The sequence below is a fragment of the Streptomyces alfalfae genome, from assembly GCF_004127445.1.
Lineage (GTDB): Bacteria > Actinomycetota > Actinomycetes > Streptomycetales > Streptomycetaceae > Streptomyces > Streptomyces alfalfae.
Genome location: NZ_QEXM01000046.1, coordinates 61,066 through 77,399 on the forward strand (window position 1 = coordinate 61,066; position 16,334 = coordinate 77,399).

A 16,334-nucleotide genomic window follows, 5' to 3' on the forward strand; every position below is an offset into this window, starting at 1 on the left:
GCAAGGATCGGGGGATCACAGAAGAGTCCCCCCATAGTCAGAGAAACAGCAGGCCGGAAGCAGATAGCCGGCCCCGCTAGTGAGACTTCCCTGCAATGCCATGCGATGTGATGCGGTGCACTGGCGGGCATGGTCCGCCGCGCTGTCGCACCGCCGCGACGGCTTGCACTCGGAAGCGCCCTGAGCGGCGGGGCCCCGCACCGGCGAAGCCGGGCGATCGGCGAACTGATCCACACCCGGCAGCGAAAGCCGATGCCCCAGCCAGGCTGGGCCGCCCGGCGGGGACAAGCACCCGTGTCGCCCGCACCGGAAGAACCAGCCCGCACCCGGCAGCGAAGCCGATGACCACCCAAGCTGGGCTGCTTGTCCGGCGGCAACCCGTCGCCCCTGACGCCCACACCGGAAGAACCAATCCGCACCCGGCAGGAAAACCCGATGCCTCCCGGCCCGAAGTCACCGGGCCGACGGCAACCCGTCACCCCCGTGACGCCCGCGCCAGAAGAACCAGTCCGCACCCGGCAGCGAGAGCCGATGACCCGCCCAAGCCCGGCCGCCGGACCGACGGCCACCCGTCACCCCGTAACGCCCACACCAGAAGAACCAGTCCGCACCCGGCAGCGAAAGCCGATGCCCCAGCCGGCCCCGGCAAGCACGCAACGCCCCCGCCCGGCCGAAGCCCCAGAACGCACCCCGCCCAACACCCCCGCTCGCTACCGTGAGCCGGACGTCGAACACGGGAGCCGCCTCATGACCGAAGCCGCCGCAGAGCTCTGGGACCCCACCGCGCCCGGTGTCCTCCAGTTGCCCTCCGGGCGGCTCGTGCGGGGGCGGGGGCTTCGGCGGGCGCTTCCCGAGGGGGCCGTCCCGGGCTTCGGGGTCTATCTGCTCGGCAAGGAGCCCGCTCCCCTCCCCTGGGAGCACGTCTGGCTGCGGTGGCCCGACTTCCGGCTGCCCAGTGACAGGGCGCGGGCCAGGGACGTGTTGCGTGACGCCTGGTCGAGGGCCGAGGGCGAGCGGGTCGAGGTGGCCTGCGAGGGCGGGCGGGGGCGCACCGGGACCGCCCTCGCCTGCATCGCCGTACTGGACGGTGTTCCGGCGGCCGAAGCCGTGGCGTACGTACGGCAGGGGTACGACCGCCGCGCCGTGGAGACGCCCTGGCAGCGGCGGTACGTGGAGCGGTTCGCGGACCGGGGCTGACGCGTCAGCCCGCGGCCGATCCCATGCCCCGCGCCGCCCCCGCCCCGGTGAGCACCGAGGTCAGCCGGTGCACGTCCCTCGCCGTCCCCGTCACGCCCGACAGGAACCCCTCCGCCCGCGGCGACGCGGACTCCGTGAGCCAGGCGGGGTCGATGTCGCAGACCGCCACCTTGACCTCCGTGCCCGCGAGGGCGAGCGGCAGGGTGTGGACCACCGTCGAGGGGAAGCTGAGGACCGTGCGGCTGATGGGGCCGCGGCGGGCGATGAGCTCCAGAGGGAGGTCGGGGCGTACGACCTGGAGGCCGGTCTCGACCGCGAGGCGGTGCAGCTTCTCGGAGCTCTCGCGGCGGTGGGCGAAGTAGCGGGTCGCGCCGTGAGTGCGGGCGAGGGCTTGGACGGCTTCGACGTAGCGGTCGGGATCGACGACGCCGGTCTCGACCAGGGACGTGCCGACGAGGTCGGCTCCGCGCGTGATGCGGGGCGGCCCGAAGCGTTCGCGGGTCCAGGAGAAGGCGTTGACGGAGATCGTCACGCCGTCCGGTGCCGAGTCGATCGGCATGGAGGAGAAGACCTCCACCTCACGCGTGCCGCCCGGCGTGAGGCGCCGCCTCGCCGAGGCCGAGACCGGGGCGAACAGCAGGTCGCGGGGGCCGGGCCGGCCGCCCTTGCGGTGCCAGCGCACGAGGCGCTCGCCGCGGGCCAGCTGGGAGATGAACTCCATGGTGGCCGTGCCGTCGTCGACCACGACCAGGGAGCGGGCCCTGGTGATGGTGAGGAGGAGCTGTACGTAGCGGGAGAACGGGTCGCCTATGACAATCCGGTCGGCCCTGCGCAGCGGGCCCGCGAGGCCGCCGATCGTCTGGAAGGGGGCGCTCGCGCCGCCGCGTGCCTCTTCCCAGCGGACCTCGACGCCCTCGTCGCGGGCGAGCTGCGACATGCGGCGGAGCTGGCCGCGGGTCATGGGGTCGTTGGGCGAGAGGACGACGACGGTGAGGCCCCCGGCCGGTCCGGTCGCGGCCGCGGCGTGCGCCCACTCCAGGACGTTGAGCAGCTGGACGGGGCTCTCCACGAAGGCGAGTGTGGTGAGCGTGGGTGCTGCCGCGGTGTCGGCGGTACGGCCGGCTCGGGGGCTCATCGTCGTCTGTCCGTCTCCCGGTAAGGCGGGCCGGGCGCTCAGACCGCGACCGGCTCGGCGGCGGACGAGGACTCCTGCTCGGCCACGACGCCCGCGACGCGGCGCAGCTTCTTCATCGGGCCGAGCTCCGACTCGTAGACCTTCTTGACGCCGTCGCCGAGGGAGGCCTCGATGGTGCGGATGTCGCGGACCAGGCGGGTCAGACCCTGCGGCTCGACGGAGGCGGCCTGGTCGGAGCCCCACATGGCGCGGTCGAGGGTGATGTGACGCTCGACGAACGTGGCTCCGAGGGCGACGGCGGCCAGCGTGGTCTGGAGGCCGGTCTCGTGGCCGGAGTAGCCGATCGGGACGTTCGGGTACTCCTGCTGGAGGGTGTTGATGACGCGGAGGTTGAGCTCCTCGGCCTGCGCCGGGTACGTCGACGTGGCGTGGCACATCAGGATGTTGTCGCTGCCCAGGACCTCGACCGCGTGGCGGATCTGCTTCGGGGTCGACATGCCGGTGGAGAGGATGACCGTGCGGCCGGTGGCGCGCAGGGCGCGGAGCAGCTCGTCGTCCGTGAGGGACGCGGAGGCGACCTTGTGGGCGGGGACGTCGAACTTCTCCAGGAAGGCGACGGCCTCGGTGTCCCACGGGGAGGCGAACCAGTCGATGCCGCGCTTGGCGCAGTGCTCGCTGATGGCCTGGTACTCGGACTCGCCGAACTCCACGCGGTGGCGGTAGTCGATGTACGTCATGCGGCCCCAGGGGGTGTCGCGCTCGATGTCCCACTGGTCGCGCGGGGTGCAGATCTCCGGGGTGCGCTTCTGGAACTTCACCGCGTCGCAGCCGGCGTCGGCGGCCACGTCGATCAGCGCGAACGCGTTCTCCAGGTCGCCGTTGTGGTTGATGCCGATCTCACCGGTGATGTACACGGGCTGACCGGGACCGGCCGTCTTGGAACCGAACTGGCGGAGACGGGAGTTGGCGCCGATGGAGGTGATGTTGCTCATGGCAGGAACAGTCCTTAACTGTGGAGGGAATCGAGAGAGGGGCCGAGGATCCAGGTGGCGATCTCTCGGATCGCGCCTTCACCGCCGGGGGTGGTGGTGACCGCGCGGGCCGCGCCGCGTACGACGTCGTGGGCGCTGGCGACCGCCACCGGCCAGCCCACGAGGGCCAGGCAGGGGAGGTCGTTGACGTCGTTGCCGACGTAGAGCACGCGCTCGGGCGCGATGCCCTGTTCCTCGCACCACTGCTTCAGTGCGAGGTCTTTCCGGTCGATGCCGTGCAGCACGGGGAGCTTGAGCTTCCTGGCGCGTGCGGCGACGACCGGGTTCTGTTCCGTGGACAGGATCAGCAGCGGGATGCCCGCGTCACGCAGGGCGGCGATGCCGAGTCCGTCTCCGCGGTGCACGGAGACGTATTCGCGTCCTTCGGAGTCGATCAGCACCCGGTCATCGGTCTGGGTGCCGTCGAAGTCGAGGATGACCGCGTCGATGTCGGCGGCGGTCGGGAGGGCGTCCGCGTCTTCGGGCCGGCCCGTGTCGAAGAGCGGGGCGAGTGCGCGGGCGCGGGCGAGGTCGTGCGGGTCGTCGACCTCGAGGACCCGGGCGGGGTCGGTGCGGACCGGCTCGGTGTGCCCGAAGAAGCGGTGCTTGTGGGTACGGAAGCCCGCCGCGTCCATCGCGTAGGCGGCGCCGGTCTCCAGGAGGTCCTGGGGGCGGTCCTGGCGGCGGGGTCGGAAGGACTTGTCGTGGTTGACGCCGTATCCGCCGCGGGTGCGGGTGGAGGAGGCGGCGAGGGTCGCGGTGCCGCCGGCGGTGTCGGTGCGCTGCGCGGGAACCTCGGCGCCCTCGGTGGCGTCGTCGGCCGCGTCGCGCCAGATGAAGCCGTGGAAGGGGGCGACGGTGACGGCGGTGTCGGCGCCGTTCTCGACGACGGCCGACGCCACTCCGTCGATGTCCTCGCGGGTCAGGAAGGGGCTGGTGCACTGCACGAGGAGCACGGCGTCCATCCGGGCGCCGTGCAGCGCCTCGTGGGCGTCCATGGCGTGCAGGACCGCGGCCTCGCTGGTCGCGGTGTCGCCGGCGATGGCGGCGGGGCGCAGCACGACCTCGGCGCCCGCGGTGCGGGCGGCCTCGGCGATGACGTGGTCGTCGGTGGAGACGACGACGTCGGTGACGAGCCGCGCGGCGAGGCACTCGCGGATGGCGCGGCCGACCAGGGGCACACCGCCGACCGGGGCGAGGTTCTTGGCGGGCACGCCCTTGGAGCCGCCGCGGGCGGGGATGACGGCGAGGACGCGGTGGTCCGGCGTGCTCGCTCGGCCGGGGTCGGGCATGGGTGCTCCTCGGTCGGGGTGGGAGGTCTCGGCTCGTCCGGTGGTCACAGCTCGCCCATCCGCCGGATGACGGGGGCGACGCGCTGGACGCCGTGGCGGTAGGCGCCGCGGGCGGCACGGCGCACGATCTGCCGTACGGGGCCGGGGTCGCGTTCGGCCGAGGGGGCGCCCGGCAGCGGGGTGCCGTCGGGGCCGAGGTGGTGGCGGGCCAGGATGCCGGGCAGGTAGCCGCGGGCGGTGGTGAGGCTGTAGTAGGGCGCGATGGGCGCGAGGCGGCCGTCGGCGGCTTCGGCGAGGAGGTCGCCGACACGCTGCCGTGCCGTGTCGAAGGCCTGCTCGTACGTCCTCCCCCCGGAGGAGGCGCCCCCGGCGGCGACGCCCTGCCGGGAGAGCCAGCGCTCGTCGGGTTCGGGCAGGTGCCCGGCGTCGAGCTGGTCGAAGGAGGCGAGGCAGCCGGACCCGGTGAAGTGGTGGTTGCCGAGCGCCTCGCGCACCCCGAGGTCGGTGAGGATCGCGGTGGGGATGCGCCGGTGCAGGGATTCGAGGGCGGCGGTGGAGCTGACGGTGACCAGGAGGTCGGTGCGGTCGAGGACCTCGCCCATGTGTCCGTAGACGAGGCGGAGGTTGTCCGGCAGCCCGCCGTCGAGGCGCTGCGTCAGCTTCTGGTAGGGCAGTTCCTCGATGTGCGTGGTGTGTTCGCCGGGCTTGCTGCGGAGTTTGAGCAGGACCTCGCGGTCGGGGTGGAGCCGGGCGTGCTCGGCGAGGCGGCGCAGCAGGTAGGTGCGGTGCGCGGCGGTCTCGGGCACGGAGGGCTGGGCGGCGAAGACGACGGTGTAGGGGTCGTCCTCGGCGCGGGGTTCGTTCTTCTTCACGTAGGGCGCGCCGCCGAGGAACGGCAGGGCGGCCTCGGTGACGGACGACGCGTCGGCGCCGACTCCTTCGTACACGGCGCGGAAGCGTTCGGCGTCCTGGCGGGAGTTGGCGAGGACGATGTCCGCGCCGTGCCGCAGGAGGAGGCCGTCGGCGAGCTTCTCGTAGACGACGCCGACGTAGCCGGTGACGACGACGGGGCGCTTGGCGGAGGCGCCGGTGAGGCGGGCGTCGGCGGTGACGCGGGCGAGTCCGTGCAGCATCGCCTGGACCGCGCCGCCCACGAGGGCGAGGACGATCACGTCGGGCGTGTCCCGCTCCATCTCGCTCAGGAACTCGACGGCGGTGACCTCGCGCAGGGAGTCCGCGCGGACACCGACCTCTTCGAGCTGCCGGGGGGTGGGGGTGGCCCGGCCGCGGAGCAGGAACCCGCTGAGGCGGTGGCCGTCGGTCCGGTTCCCGGTGACGATGCGGTCCGCCGTGAGGGCGCCCCATTTCCATCGCGTGTCGGAATCGGCGAGCACGGCCACCCGGAGCGGGTTTCGGTTACTTGCTGGCACGTCTCAGACGCTAGGAAGCGATTTCGATTCGCGGCCCAACTCAGGTGCAACAAACGGTTAACAGCATGCCGACGAATGGCGAATCAGCCCCGGGAATGCCGGTGGGGCGGTCCGGTTAACCATTCCGCCACACGTCGTTCACCTTGCGGCCCACCACGGGTCGACACGAATGCCGGGCCGACACCTAACGTCACCCGCGTGGTTAAGCTCTCCGTCATCGTGCCGTTCTACAACGTGCAGCAATACGCGCCCGACACCTTGAAGAGTCTGCGTGCGAACGCGCGGGACGACTTCGAATTCATTCTCGTCGACGACTGTTCGCGCGACGAGACCCCGGACATCCTGGAGCGCGCCGAGCGCGAACTCCCCGGTGCCGTGCTGCTCAGACATGAGCGGAACGGCGGGCTCGCGACGGCCCGCAACACCGGGCTCGACGCGGCGCGGGGCGAGTACCTCACCTTCCTGGACGGTGACGACTGGCTCGCGCCCGGCTATTACGAGCGGCTCGTGGCCGCCATCGAGGATCTGGGGTGCGACTTCGTCCGGACCGACCATGTGCAGTGCACCGCGCGGGCCCGCAGCGTCCACCGGGTCCCGCACGGCAGGCGCGGGGCCGTGCTGAGCCCGCGGGAGGTGATCCTGCCCGCGGACCGCTCGACGTCCGTCGACTACGCGTACGCCTGGGCCGGCGTCTACCACCGGCGGCTGGCCGACAAGGGCCTGCTGCATTTCACCGACGGGCTGCGCACGGCGGAGGACCGGCCGTGGATCTGGCGGCTGCACCGGGAGGCCGAATCGTTCGCCGCGGTCAGCCTGCTCGGCGTGTTCTACCGGCGCGGTGTCGCGTCGTCGCTCACCCAGATCGGTGACGTGCGCCAGCTCGATTTCATCAAGGCATTCGACCAGGTGGTACGGGAAACCGCCGCGGACAGGGACGCCGCGGAACTGCTGCCGAAAGCCGTGCGCACATACTGCGCGATCATCTCCCATCATTTGGGTTCCATCGAAAGGTTCGAGCCATCCGTGGCCCGCAAATTGAAGTCGATGAGTGCGGCCGCGCTGAAGCGGATGCCGCAGGACGTTCTCGAGCAGGCGCTCGACTCCATGGACGTCCAGCGGGCGACCCGGCTGCGCAGGCTGCGCCGGCGCCCGGTCCCCGCGGAGGTGGCCGCGTAATGCCGACGCAGATCTTCCTGGCGTCCACGCTGTACGGTGCGGCGACGCTCGCCGCGGCCCTGGACGCCGACCGCTTCGGCCCCGCCGACCGGCGCGTCCTGCTCGTCAGCAACAACGCGGCGACGCCCGAGACGACGACGGCGCTCGACGCGATGCCCGGCTTCGAGCGGCTGCGCGGCCGCTTCGACGAGGTGCGGTCCTGGAACGAGGCGATCTTCCCGTTCCACCCCGGCGGCTGGTCGCCGCGCGGCGACGACGTGACGCTCTGGGAGCGCTACGTCCGCATGCTCTGGGATCTCGGCGACGACGACGTCGAGTTGGCCGTGGAGTCGATCCAGGTCAACCCGGCGCTCGCGCTGGCGCAGATCTTCACCGGCGCGCCCGTGGACGTCTACGCCGACGGCCTGATGAGCTACGGCCCCACCCGCAACAAGATCGACCCGCTGGTCGGCACCCGGGTGCGGCGGCTGCTCCACCTCGACCTGGTGCCGGGCCTCACGCCGCTGCTGCTCACCGAGTTCGGCGTCGAGCCGGAGATCGTGCCGACGGAGGCGTTCCTGAAGGTCCTCGCCGAGCTGGGCGAGGACGACGCGGACGCGGCGGAGCTGCCCGCGCTCGAAGCGCCGGCGCTCGTGCTCGGCCAGTACCTCTCCGCCCTCTCCATCCTCACCCCCGAGGAAGAGGAGGAGCTGCACGTCCGCATGGTGCGGGGCGCCGCCGAACTGGGTCACACGCAGGTCGTGTTCAAGCCGCACCCGACGGCCCCGGCCCGTTGGTCGCGCACCCTGGAGAAGGAGGCGCGGGCGATCGGCGTCGAGCTGACGGTGCTCGACTCCCCCGTACTCGCCGAGGTGCTGTACCAGCGGATGCGGCCCGCGCTCGTCATCGGCTGCTTCTCCACGGCCCTGCTCACGGCGTCCGCGCTCTACGGCGTGCCCGTCGCCCGCACCGGCACGGACCTGCTCCTGGAGCGCCTCGCGCCCTACCAGAACAGCAACCGCGTGCCGGTCACGATCGTCGACGCGCTGCTGCCGGAGCTCTCCGACCGGGCGGCGGTCGGTGAGGCCCGCGCCGACATGGGCACGGGCGAGCTGGCGAACCTGCTGAAGGCCGTCGGCTTCGCGATGCAGCCGCAGATCTATCCGGGGCTGCGCGCGGACGCCGAGCACTACCTCGCGCGGAACCTCACCACCCGCACCTGGCGCTACTTCAAGCGGCGGCGGCTGACCGCGCTCGCCCTGCCGGGGGCGGTGCCCTCGCAGCTCGCGTTCATCCCGCGCAACGCGGCGGTGCGGCGCGTGGCCCGCCGGGCGCGTTCGGTGCAGCGTTCGCTCAAGCGGACCGCGCTCGGATGACCGCCCCCGCGTCCACGCTCCCGGAGTCGCGCCCGGGAGCGGGCGCCTCCTCCGGCATACCCCGGGCCGCCGCGGTGCCCGCGCGCGCGAAGCCCCGGCTCCGCGCACTCGACGGGTTGCGTCTGGTCGCCGCCCTCATGGTGGCGGCCTACCACTACGGCGGCCGTGACGGCGAGATAGCACAGGCGTGGGGCTCCTCGCCCAGACTCCAGTTCCCCACCGCGTCCGAGTGGTTCGCGTACGGCTGCCTCGGCGTACAGATCTTCTTCGTGATCAGTGGCTTCGTCATCTGCATGAGCGGCTGGGGCAGGCCCCTGCGCTCGTTCTTCGCCTCCCGCGCGTCCCGCCTGCTGCCCTCCTACTGGGCGGCGATCCTGCTCGTCACGGCGGTCTTCGCGCTGCCCGTCGTGGCCTACGACGCGGTGTCCCCCAGCGACGCGCTGGTCAACCTCAGCATGCTGCAGCAGCCGCTCGGCGCGGACCGCGTGCTCGGCGTCTGCTGGACGCTCTGGGCCGAGCTGCGCTTCTACGCGCTCTTCGCGCTGTGCGTGGTCCTGCCGGGCGCGAGCCGCGCGCGGGTCGTGCTGTTCTGCGCGGTGTGGACGCTGGCGGCGGCGCTCACCGAGGCCGCGGACCAGCCGCTGCTCGACCTGGTCCTCATGCCGGAGTACGCGCCGTTCTTCATCGGCGGCATCGGCGTCTACCTCCTCCACCGCGACCGCCGCGACCTCACCGCGTGGGGCATCGTGGGCGTGAGCTGGCTGATCGGCCAGCACTACGCGGTCGCCGGGCTCTGGCACGCGCCGAACCCGGACTTCTTCTCCTACCGCTCGTCCGCGGTGATCATCGCGGTCGTGACGGCGGGCTTCGCCGCCGTGCTCCTGATCGCCCTCGGCCATCTGGACCGCGTCGACTGGCGCTGGCTGACCGTCGCGGGCGCCCTCACGTACCCGTTCTACCTGGTGCACGAGCACCTCGGCTGGGTGGCGGTGGAGGCGCTGCACCAGGGCTTCGGACTGCCGTCGTACGCGACGCTCGGCCTGACGGTCGCCGCGATGCTGGTCCTGGCGTGGCTCCTGAACCGGTACGTGGAGGGGTGGCTCACCCCCGCGATCCGCAAGGGGCTGCTGACCGCGCGGGGCCGTCCCTAGGCCGTGTCCGGGGCGGCGAGCGTCGCCCCGATGCCGGCGATGACGGCCTCCAGGCCCGCCGCGAAGCCGCGGTCGTGGGCGCGGAACAGTTCCTCGCCCGCGGCCGCGGCGAGCGGGTACGCGGCGAGCCGTTCGGCACGCGCCGCCAGGCCGCCGCCCCCGTCCTCGTCGGGGCCCGGGGCCTGCTCCTCGATGACGTGCCCGATGGTGAAGCTGTACGCGGTGGACCACGCGCGCGCCGCGGCCGGCGGCGTGAACCCCGCCTCGGTGAGCGTGCGGAGGTGGGCCTCCAGGGGGGCCGCGTAGGACAGGTCCGTGAAGTGGGTGCCGCTGTAGACCCTGGCCCCGTCGCGGTAACGCAGCAGGTGCTCGCGCATGCCCCGCATCGAGGTCCTGATGGCCACGCGCCAGTCGGGGTCGGGTTCGGCCAGGAAGTCGGCGCTCATGCGGCGCATCATCTCCGTCGCCATCTCGTCGAGCAGCGCCTGCTTGTCCTTGAAGTGCCAGTACAGAGCGGGCGCCTTGACGTCCAGCTCCTTGGCGATGGCGCGCAGGGTCAGCCCTTCGAGCCCGGTCTCGTTCAGCAGGTCGAGCGCGGTGCGGGCGACCTTGGTCCGGTCGAGTCGTGTCGTGGCCACGTTGACAATTTAACACCGTTAAGCGCATCCTCGGAGCCATGACAGCACTTAACAGCGTTAAGTCAGCGGCGGCGCGGACCGCCGACGTCCTCGTGGTGGGCGCCGGGCCGACCGGCCTCGCCCTCGCCTGCGACCTCGCGCGGCGCGGCGTACGCGCCCTGGTCGCCGAACGGTCCGGCCCGCCCTCCCCCGCCCTGCCCGGCTCCCGCGGCAAGGGCCTCCAGCCGCGCACCATGGAGGTCTTCGACGACCTCGGCGTGCTCGACGCGTTCCTCGCGGTGGGCGGCGGCATCCCCGTGGGGATGATCTGGCGGGACGGCGAGCGGCGGGGCGAGCACCACCTGGCCGACGTCCCCGCGGTGACGCCCACCGCCCCCCACACCGGCCGGGTCGTCCCCCAGTGGCTCACCCAGCGACTGCTGCTCGACCGGCTGCGGGAGCTCGGCGGCGACGTCGCCTTCGACACGGCCGTGACGGAGCTGACGCAGGACGCCGACGGGGTCACCGCCGCTTTGTCGACGGGCGGCACGGTCCGTGCGGCGTACGCGGTGGCGGCGGACGGCGGCCGTTCCGCCCTGCGGCAGGCGCTCGGCATCACCATGACGGGCGAGACGGTCGACCCGAGGCAGGCCCTGGTGGCCGATGTCCGCATCCCCGCGCTCGACCGCGACAACTGGCACATGTTCCCGCCCGCCGAGGAGGGCGGCCCCTTCGCGGCGCTCTGCCCGCTGCCCGGCACGGACGTCTTCCAGCTCGCCGCCCAGCTCCCCGAGGGGGCGCAGGCGGACACCACGCTCGACGGCGTACGGGCCGTCGTCGCCGCCCGCACCCATCTCGCTCCCGAGGACGTGGCCGAGGTGCGCTGGGTCTCCGCGTTCCGGCCGCGCGCGGCCCTCGCCGACCGCTTCCGCGAGGGCCGCGTCTTCCTCGCCGGGGACGCGGCGCACGTCCACTCGCCCGCGGGCGGGCAGGGGCTGAACACCAGCGTCCAGGACGCCTACAACCTGGGCTGGAAGCTCGGCGCGGTCCTGCGGCACGGCGCCCCCGAGGCCCTGCTCGACACCTACGAGGAGGAGCGGCTGCCCAACGCCGCCCAGATGCTCGGCCTCTCCACCCGCATCCACCGCGGCGAGGCCCGGCGGGGCGCCGCCACCCGGCAGCTCGGCATCGGCTACCGCGAGTCGTCGCTCGCGTTGGACGCCCGCGCGGGGCTCCCGGCGGACGCGCTGCGGGCGGGCGACCGCGCGCCGGACGGGCCGTACGGCGCGGGGACGCTGTTCGACGCCTTCCGGGGCCCGCACTTCACGCTCCTCGCGGTGGGCGTGGACGGGGAGCCGCCGCGGCCGGCCGACGACTTGATCCACGTACACCGGCTGCCCGCGTACGAGCCGTACGGCAAGGGCTTCTTCCTGATCCGGCCGGACGGGTACGTGGGCTGGGCGGGCGAGGACACGACAGGTCTTCGGGAGTACGCGGGGCGAGTTTCGGCGCCCGGCTCACGGCCCTTGACCTGAAGCGGACTTGAGGTCCTACGTTCGTCCCCATGACGACCTTCACGTACTCACACGCCGACGCCGACCTCGTCAACCAGCCGATCGGCTACTGGAGCTCGGCCGCCGGCTCCGCCGTGGTGCACCACATCCGCACCATGCTGGCCGAGATGGGCCTCACCCAACCGCAGTGGTGGATTCTGAACCAGCTCGTCGACGCGCCGGAGGGCCGTTCCCGCGACGAGGTGGTGGCGGTCCTGCGCGGCTACCTCGACACCGGCGACGGCGCCCTGCTGCACGATGTCAGCGCCCTGCACGACCGCGGCCTGATCACGGAGGACGCGGCGGGCCGCATCGCGCTCACCGAGGAGGGGCGCGCGCTGCGGAGCCGCACGGCCGGGCGCCAGCAGAAGGTGCGCGCGGAGATCCACGAGGGCATCACGGACGAGGAGTACATCGGGGCGCTCAAGGTCCTCCAGCGCATGATCCACAACGTGGGCGGCGCGGCCTGGCACCACTGAGGCCCGGCCGCCGGGTCCGCCGCCGCGGGCTCAGACGCTGCTGAGCGACAGCTTCACCGCGAACCCGAGGAACAGCGCGCCCGCCGCCGAAGTGGCCCCCGCCGAGAGCCGCTTGCGGCGGCGGAAGGCCGCGGCGAGGCGGGTGCCGCTGAAGATCAGGGCGGTGAGGTACAGGAAGCTGGCGGCCTGCGCGAAGGCGCCGAGGACGACGAAGGAGAGGGCGGGGTAGGCATAGCCGGGATCGACGAACTGCACGAAGAACGCGATGAAGAAGAGGATCGCCTTCGGGTTGAGCAGGCTGATCACCAGGGCCCTGCGGAACGGCCGTTCGGCGGGCTCGCCGCCGGCCGCGTCCGCGTCCGCGCCCGCCGCGCGCTCGTGCCGCGTCCGCCACATCGCGACGGCGGCCCGCAGCATCCCGAACGCGAGCCAGGTCAGATACCCGGCGCCCGCGTACTTCACGATGCCGAAGAGCAGGGCGTTGGCCTGGAGCAGCGACGCCACCCCGGCCGCGGAGAGCGTCATGAGGACGGTGTCGCCGCACCAGACGCCGGCGGCGGCCGTGTAGCCGGTGCGCACGCCCCGCCGAGCGGCGACGGAGAGCACGTACAGCGAGTTGGGGCCCGGCAGCAGAATGATGAGGACGAGGCCCGCGAGATACGTCGGAAGATCGGTGACACCCAGCATGGCGGGAGTTTCGCACGCCTTTCCGAACCGGGGCACAGGGTGTCCGGAAAGCGGACGACAGGGCTGCCCGGGAAAGGTCTTCTTCCGGCGTTCGCCGTGAGGAAGCGTCACGCGCGGCAGAGTTGGGAAACACTTCCCATGGTGTTGTCCGGTGACCGGGGGGGGCGTGATGGTCGAGGGAACGGTCCGCAGGGGTGTGGGCGGCAGGGCCGCTGCCGCCGTGGCGGTGCTCGCGCTGGTCGGGGGGTGCAAGGCGGTGGCCGTCGACGCGGAGGGCGGGCGGGCGGGAGCGGCAGCTTCCGGGGACGCGAAGCCCGAGGCGGCGGCCACGACCGCTCCCGGCACACCCGGCGCACACACGTCACCCGACTTGCCCGAGTCCCCCGAGCCCCCGGCGTCGCCCGAGCCTCCGGCGCCCTCCACGACCCGTGCCGCGCCCCCACCCAAGACCCTCATGGCGCAGGGCGCCCAGGGGAAACAGGTACGGGAACTCCAGGCCAGACTGCGGCAGATCGGCTGGTTCCACGTCCACCCGACGGGGAACTACGGTCCGGCCACCGCCGAGGCGGTCAGGGGCTTCCAGGCCAAACGCGGGCTGCCCGTCACCGGCCGGACGGACACCGTCACCTGGCAGCGGCTGCTCGGCATGACGCGCGAGCCGACGCGGCAGGAGCTGTACTCCGGCGGCGGCATGCCGGCCGCGAAGCCGGACCCGCGCTGCATGACGGGCCGCGTCCTGTGCATCGCCAAGAGCAGCCGCACGCTGACGTGGATGATCGACGGCAAGGTCAAGTCCACGATGGACATACGCCTCGGCTCCCAGTACACGCCGACGCGCGAAGGCGGCTTCAAGGTCTACTGGAAGTCCCGCCACCACGTCTCGACGCTCTACGACACCCCCATGCCGTACGCGATGTTCTTCAGCGGCGGCCAGGCGGTGCACTACTCGGCGGACTTCGCGGCCAGGGGCTACGCGGGCGGCTCCCACGGCTGCGTCAACGTCCGGGACAAGGGGAAGATCGCGAGCCTGTACGCCCAGGTGCGGAACGGCGACCGGGTCGTCATCTACAAGTGAGCCGGGGCCCGACGGGGCCTTCGCGAAGCGGCCGTGGGCGGGTCGGCGAAAAGCGGCGTGGGCGGGATCGGGGGAACGTATCCCGCCCACGCCGAGGGCACGGAGCCGAAGGTACGGGGGGAACCCCCGGCTCGTGCGTGGGCCGATGACCAGTCGGCTCACTTCTTACTGCGCCACCGGCTCGAAAAACGTCACACCTGGTCCGTGGGGGTGCGAGGAGCAGGGAGCGGGGTGCCGGCAAAGGGGCCGGGGACGGGGGTCGAGCAAGGCGTGGCGGCCGGGCCGAGGGGCGGCCACGAGGCGGTTCCGAGGCGGTTCCGAGGATCACCGCACGGCGGGCAGGCCGCTGTCGCCCGCGGCGGGAGCCGCAGGGGCGGTCGTCGCCGGGAAGCCGGGAATCCCGCCCGTGTCACCGCCGGAGCCGCCCGCCGCGCCGCCGTCATCACCCGGCGCCTCGTCGCTGTCGCCGTCGCCGTCCTCGCCGTGGTCTCCGCCGTTGCCGCCGTTGCCGCCCTGCTGGCCGCCGTTCGGCCGGCCGCTCCCCTGCCCGCCGCCGTGCTGGCCGCCGAGGACCCGGCCGCAGAACTCCTCCACGCGCGCCGTCCCCTTGGCGAACTCCTCGAGGCGGCGGCGCTTGTCGCCCTGGAGTTCGCCGCTGCGGTAGTCGCGGCAGGCGATGACGACCTTGCGGTACCAGTCCTTGGCGCCGTCGGTGCGCGGCGGCCTCGGCACGGCGCCGGGACGCCGCGTCGGCTGACCGGTGGGCGCGCCGTCGGCCTCCGCCTCCGGGGCCCGCGAGGTCTCCGGCTCGCGGGTGGCCGCTTCGTCGTCCGGCGCCTCGCCGTCGTCCTGCGCCTGCTCCTCGGGGGGCTCGCCCGCGCCGTCCGACGGGGAGGGCCGCGGCTCGTCCGGGGTCGCCACGGCGGAAGCGGAAGCGGCGGGCTCCGGCTCGTGCTGTTCGCCGAACGGCGAGGGCAGCACGCCCGTACCCGCCGCCACGGCGACACCGCCGATCATGCAGCCCGCGAGCGCCGCGGCAAGCCCGAGGCGCACCGGCCGGCCCCAGCGGCTCGGTCTGGGCCGGTCGGCGGCGCGGCCGAGCCGTACGGTCTTCGCGGCGGCGGTCTCATGGGCGGACGTCGCGTAGGCAGCACGTGCCCCGGCCTTCGCGGAGTCCGCGCGAGCGGCGCGGAACGCGGCGAGCGCCGCGGCCTCCCCCGGAAGTTCCGCTTCTGCGGGAACGGTTCCGCGGTCCTCCGCCGCCAGCGCGCCGAGCGCCCGCGCGAGCCGGTCGGCCTGCGCGCGCACGTGAGGGTCGACGTCGTCGAGGGGCTCCCCGCGCAGCAAACGCTCCGCCGCGTCGGGGTCCAGCCACTTCTCCTGCTCGTCGGCCATCACATGTCCTTCTGCGTCCGCGTACGCGTTTGCGTCACACAGACAGATGTCGCCGCGCGCCCGCGCGGTTCTCTCTGCGGGGGCACGCCGGCGAGCGCTTCCGCGGGGTCGGCGGGGTCCGCGCCGAGCAGCTCGGCGAGCCGCTTCAGACCGCGGTGGGCCGCCGTGCGGACGGCTCCCGGGCGCTTGCCGAGGGTCAGGGCCGCGCTCTTGGCGTCGAGTCCCATGACGACCCTGAGCACCACGGCCTCCGCCTGGTCCTGCGGCAGTTTGGCTATCAGCGCCATGGTCTCGCCGGTGGCCAGGGACTCCATCGCCTCGTCGGCGGTGTCCGCCTCGGCGGGCTTGCCCGCGAGCTCGGTCTCGTCGCCGCCTATCACCGGGCGGCGGCCCCGCATGCGGATGTGGTCGAGGGCGCGGTTACGGGCGATGCGCGCGGCCCAGCCCCGGAAACGGTCCGCGTCCCCGCTGAACCTCTCCAGGTCCCGCGCTATCTGCAGCCATGCCTCGGAGGCCACGTCCTCGGCGTCCGGCTCTCCCACCAGCGTGCGTACGTACCCCAACAGCCGCGGGTGCACAGCGCGGTACACAGTACGGAACGCGCTCTCGTCCCCGTCCTGCGCCGCAAACACCGCGGCGGTCAGCTCCGCGTCGTCCCCCAGCACTTTCAATCCTGCCCACTCGGAGATGTGCGCCCGGCCCCGGCGCGAAGCAGCACGCTACGGGTTCGCCAGGGGCCGCGTCCATGTTTGTACAACGTG

General features: G+C 73.1%; 15 protein-coding genes. 7 read left to right on the forward strand and 8 right to left on the reverse strand.

Going from position 1 to position 16,334, the window contains the following annotated elements; genetic code table 11:
- The first annotated feature begins 747 nt into the window (after positions 1 to 747).
- On the forward strand, positions 748 to 1,197 hold the full coding sequence (locus DCW30_RS28655) for a protein-tyrosine phosphatase family protein (protein ID WP_076684867.1): 450 nt from the start codon (positions 748 to 750) through the stop codon (positions 1,195 to 1,197).
- 4 nt (positions 1,198 to 1,201) lie between these two features.
- Here DCW30_RS28655 and DCW30_RS28660 read toward each other — a convergent pair whose 3' ends face one another.
- From DCW30_RS28660 to DCW30_RS28675, 4 genes are read right to left on the reverse strand one after another with little or no spacing between them, the layout of a single operon-like run.
- The gene (locus DCW30_RS28660; protein WP_076684868.1) at positions 1,202 to 2,332 is read right to left on the reverse strand and encodes a hypothetical protein; all 1,131 of its coding nucleotides are present in this window, start codon (positions 2,330 to 2,332) and stop codon (positions 1,202 to 1,204) included.
- 38 nt (positions 2,333 to 2,370) lie between these two features.
- On the reverse strand, positions 2,371 to 3,324 hold the full coding sequence (locus tag DCW30_RS28665) for an N-acetylneuraminate synthase family protein (RefSeq protein ID WP_062770538.1): 954 nt from the start codon (positions 3,322 to 3,324) through the stop codon (positions 2,371 to 2,373).
- Positions 3,325 to 3,338: 14 nt separating this feature from the next.
- Entirely contained in the window at positions 3,339 to 4,655 is a 1,317-nt protein-coding gene (locus DCW30_RS28670) for an N-acylneuraminate cytidylyltransferase (RefSeq protein WP_062770535.1), read from the reverse strand.
- Positions 4,656 to 4,699: 44 nt separating this feature from the next.
- Positions 4,700 to 6,085, reverse strand: coding sequence for a DUF6716 putative glycosyltransferase (locus DCW30_RS28675; RefSeq protein ID WP_076684869.1), 1,386 nt, complete (start codon positions 6,083 to 6,085; stop codon positions 4,700 to 4,702).
- A gap of 198 nt (positions 6,086 to 6,283) precedes the next feature.
- Between DCW30_RS28675 and DCW30_RS28680 the strand changes: the two genes are divergently transcribed.
- Genes DCW30_RS28680 through DCW30_RS28690 form a run of 3 tightly spaced genes read left to right on the forward strand, consistent with a single transcriptional unit; the run spans position 6,284 to position 9,767 of the window.
- The gene (locus tag DCW30_RS28680) at positions 6,284 to 7,261 is read left to right on the forward strand and encodes a glycosyltransferase family 2 protein (RefSeq protein ID WP_062770529.1); all 978 of its coding nucleotides are present in this window, start codon (positions 6,284 to 6,286) and stop codon (positions 7,259 to 7,261) included.
- On the forward strand, positions 7,261 to 8,616 hold the full coding sequence (locus DCW30_RS28685) for a polysialyltransferase family glycosyltransferase (RefSeq protein ID WP_076684870.1): 1,356 nt from the start codon (positions 7,261 to 7,263) through the stop codon (positions 8,614 to 8,616). The genes DCW30_RS28680 and DCW30_RS28685 overlap by 1 nt, the downstream gene beginning before the upstream one ends.
- Entirely contained in the window at positions 8,613 to 9,767 is a 1,155-nt protein-coding gene (locus tag DCW30_RS28690) for an acyltransferase family protein (protein ID WP_076684871.1), read from the forward strand. Before DCW30_RS28685 ends, DCW30_RS28690 begins: the two co-directional genes overlap by 4 nt.
- Here DCW30_RS28690 and DCW30_RS28695 read toward each other — a convergent pair.
- Positions 9,764 to 10,414: a TetR/AcrR family transcriptional regulator C-terminal domain-containing protein gene (locus tag DCW30_RS28695; RefSeq protein WP_079250024.1), complete on the reverse strand. Its 651-nt coding sequence runs from the start codon at positions 10,412 to 10,414 to the stop codon at positions 9,764 to 9,766. The two genes, DCW30_RS28690 and DCW30_RS28695, sit on opposite strands and share 4 nt — an antisense overlap.
- A 29-nt stretch (positions 10,415 to 10,443) precedes the next feature.
- Between DCW30_RS28695 and DCW30_RS28700 the strand changes: the two genes are divergently transcribed.
- The gene (locus DCW30_RS28700; protein WP_076684873.1) at positions 10,444 to 11,919 is read left to right on the forward strand and encodes an FAD-dependent monooxygenase; all 1,476 of its coding nucleotides are present in this window, start codon (positions 10,444 to 10,446) and stop codon (positions 11,917 to 11,919) included.
- Positions 11,920 to 11,948: 29 nt separating this feature from the next.
- The gene (locus tag DCW30_RS28705) at positions 11,949 to 12,416 is read left to right on the forward strand and encodes a MarR family winged helix-turn-helix transcriptional regulator (protein ID WP_076684874.1); all 468 of its coding nucleotides are present in this window, start codon (positions 11,949 to 11,951) and stop codon (positions 12,414 to 12,416) included.
- 30 nt (positions 12,417 to 12,446) lie between these two features.
- Here the strand turns inward: DCW30_RS28705 and leuE are convergent, their stop codons facing one another.
- Complete coding sequence (gene leuE / locus DCW30_RS28710; RefSeq protein WP_076684875.1) at positions 12,447 to 13,103, reverse strand: leucine efflux protein LeuE; 657 nt, start codon at positions 13,101 to 13,103, stop codon at positions 12,447 to 12,449.
- Positions 13,104 to 13,272: 169 nt separating this feature from the next.
- On the opposite strand from leuE, the gene DCW30_RS28715 reads away from it, so the two are divergent.
- Positions 13,273 to 14,178, forward strand: a complete 906-nt coding sequence (locus tag DCW30_RS28715; RefSeq protein ID WP_076688939.1) for a L,D-transpeptidase family protein — start codon at positions 13,273 to 13,275, stop codon at positions 14,176 to 14,178.
- 324 nt (positions 14,179 to 14,502) lie between these two features.
- Here DCW30_RS28715 and DCW30_RS28720 read toward each other — a convergent pair whose 3' ends face one another.
- A complete protein-coding gene (locus DCW30_RS28720) occupies positions 14,503 to 15,573 on the reverse strand; it encodes a hypothetical protein (RefSeq protein WP_076684876.1) in 1,071 nt (356 codons plus the stop codon).
- Positions 15,573 to 16,238: an RNA polymerase sigma factor gene (locus DCW30_RS28725; protein WP_076684877.1), complete on the reverse strand. Its 666-nt coding sequence runs from the start codon at positions 16,236 to 16,238 to the stop codon at positions 15,573 to 15,575. Before DCW30_RS28725 ends, DCW30_RS28720 begins: the two co-directional genes overlap by 1 nt.
- Between the last annotated feature and the right edge of the window lie 96 nt (positions 16,239 to 16,334).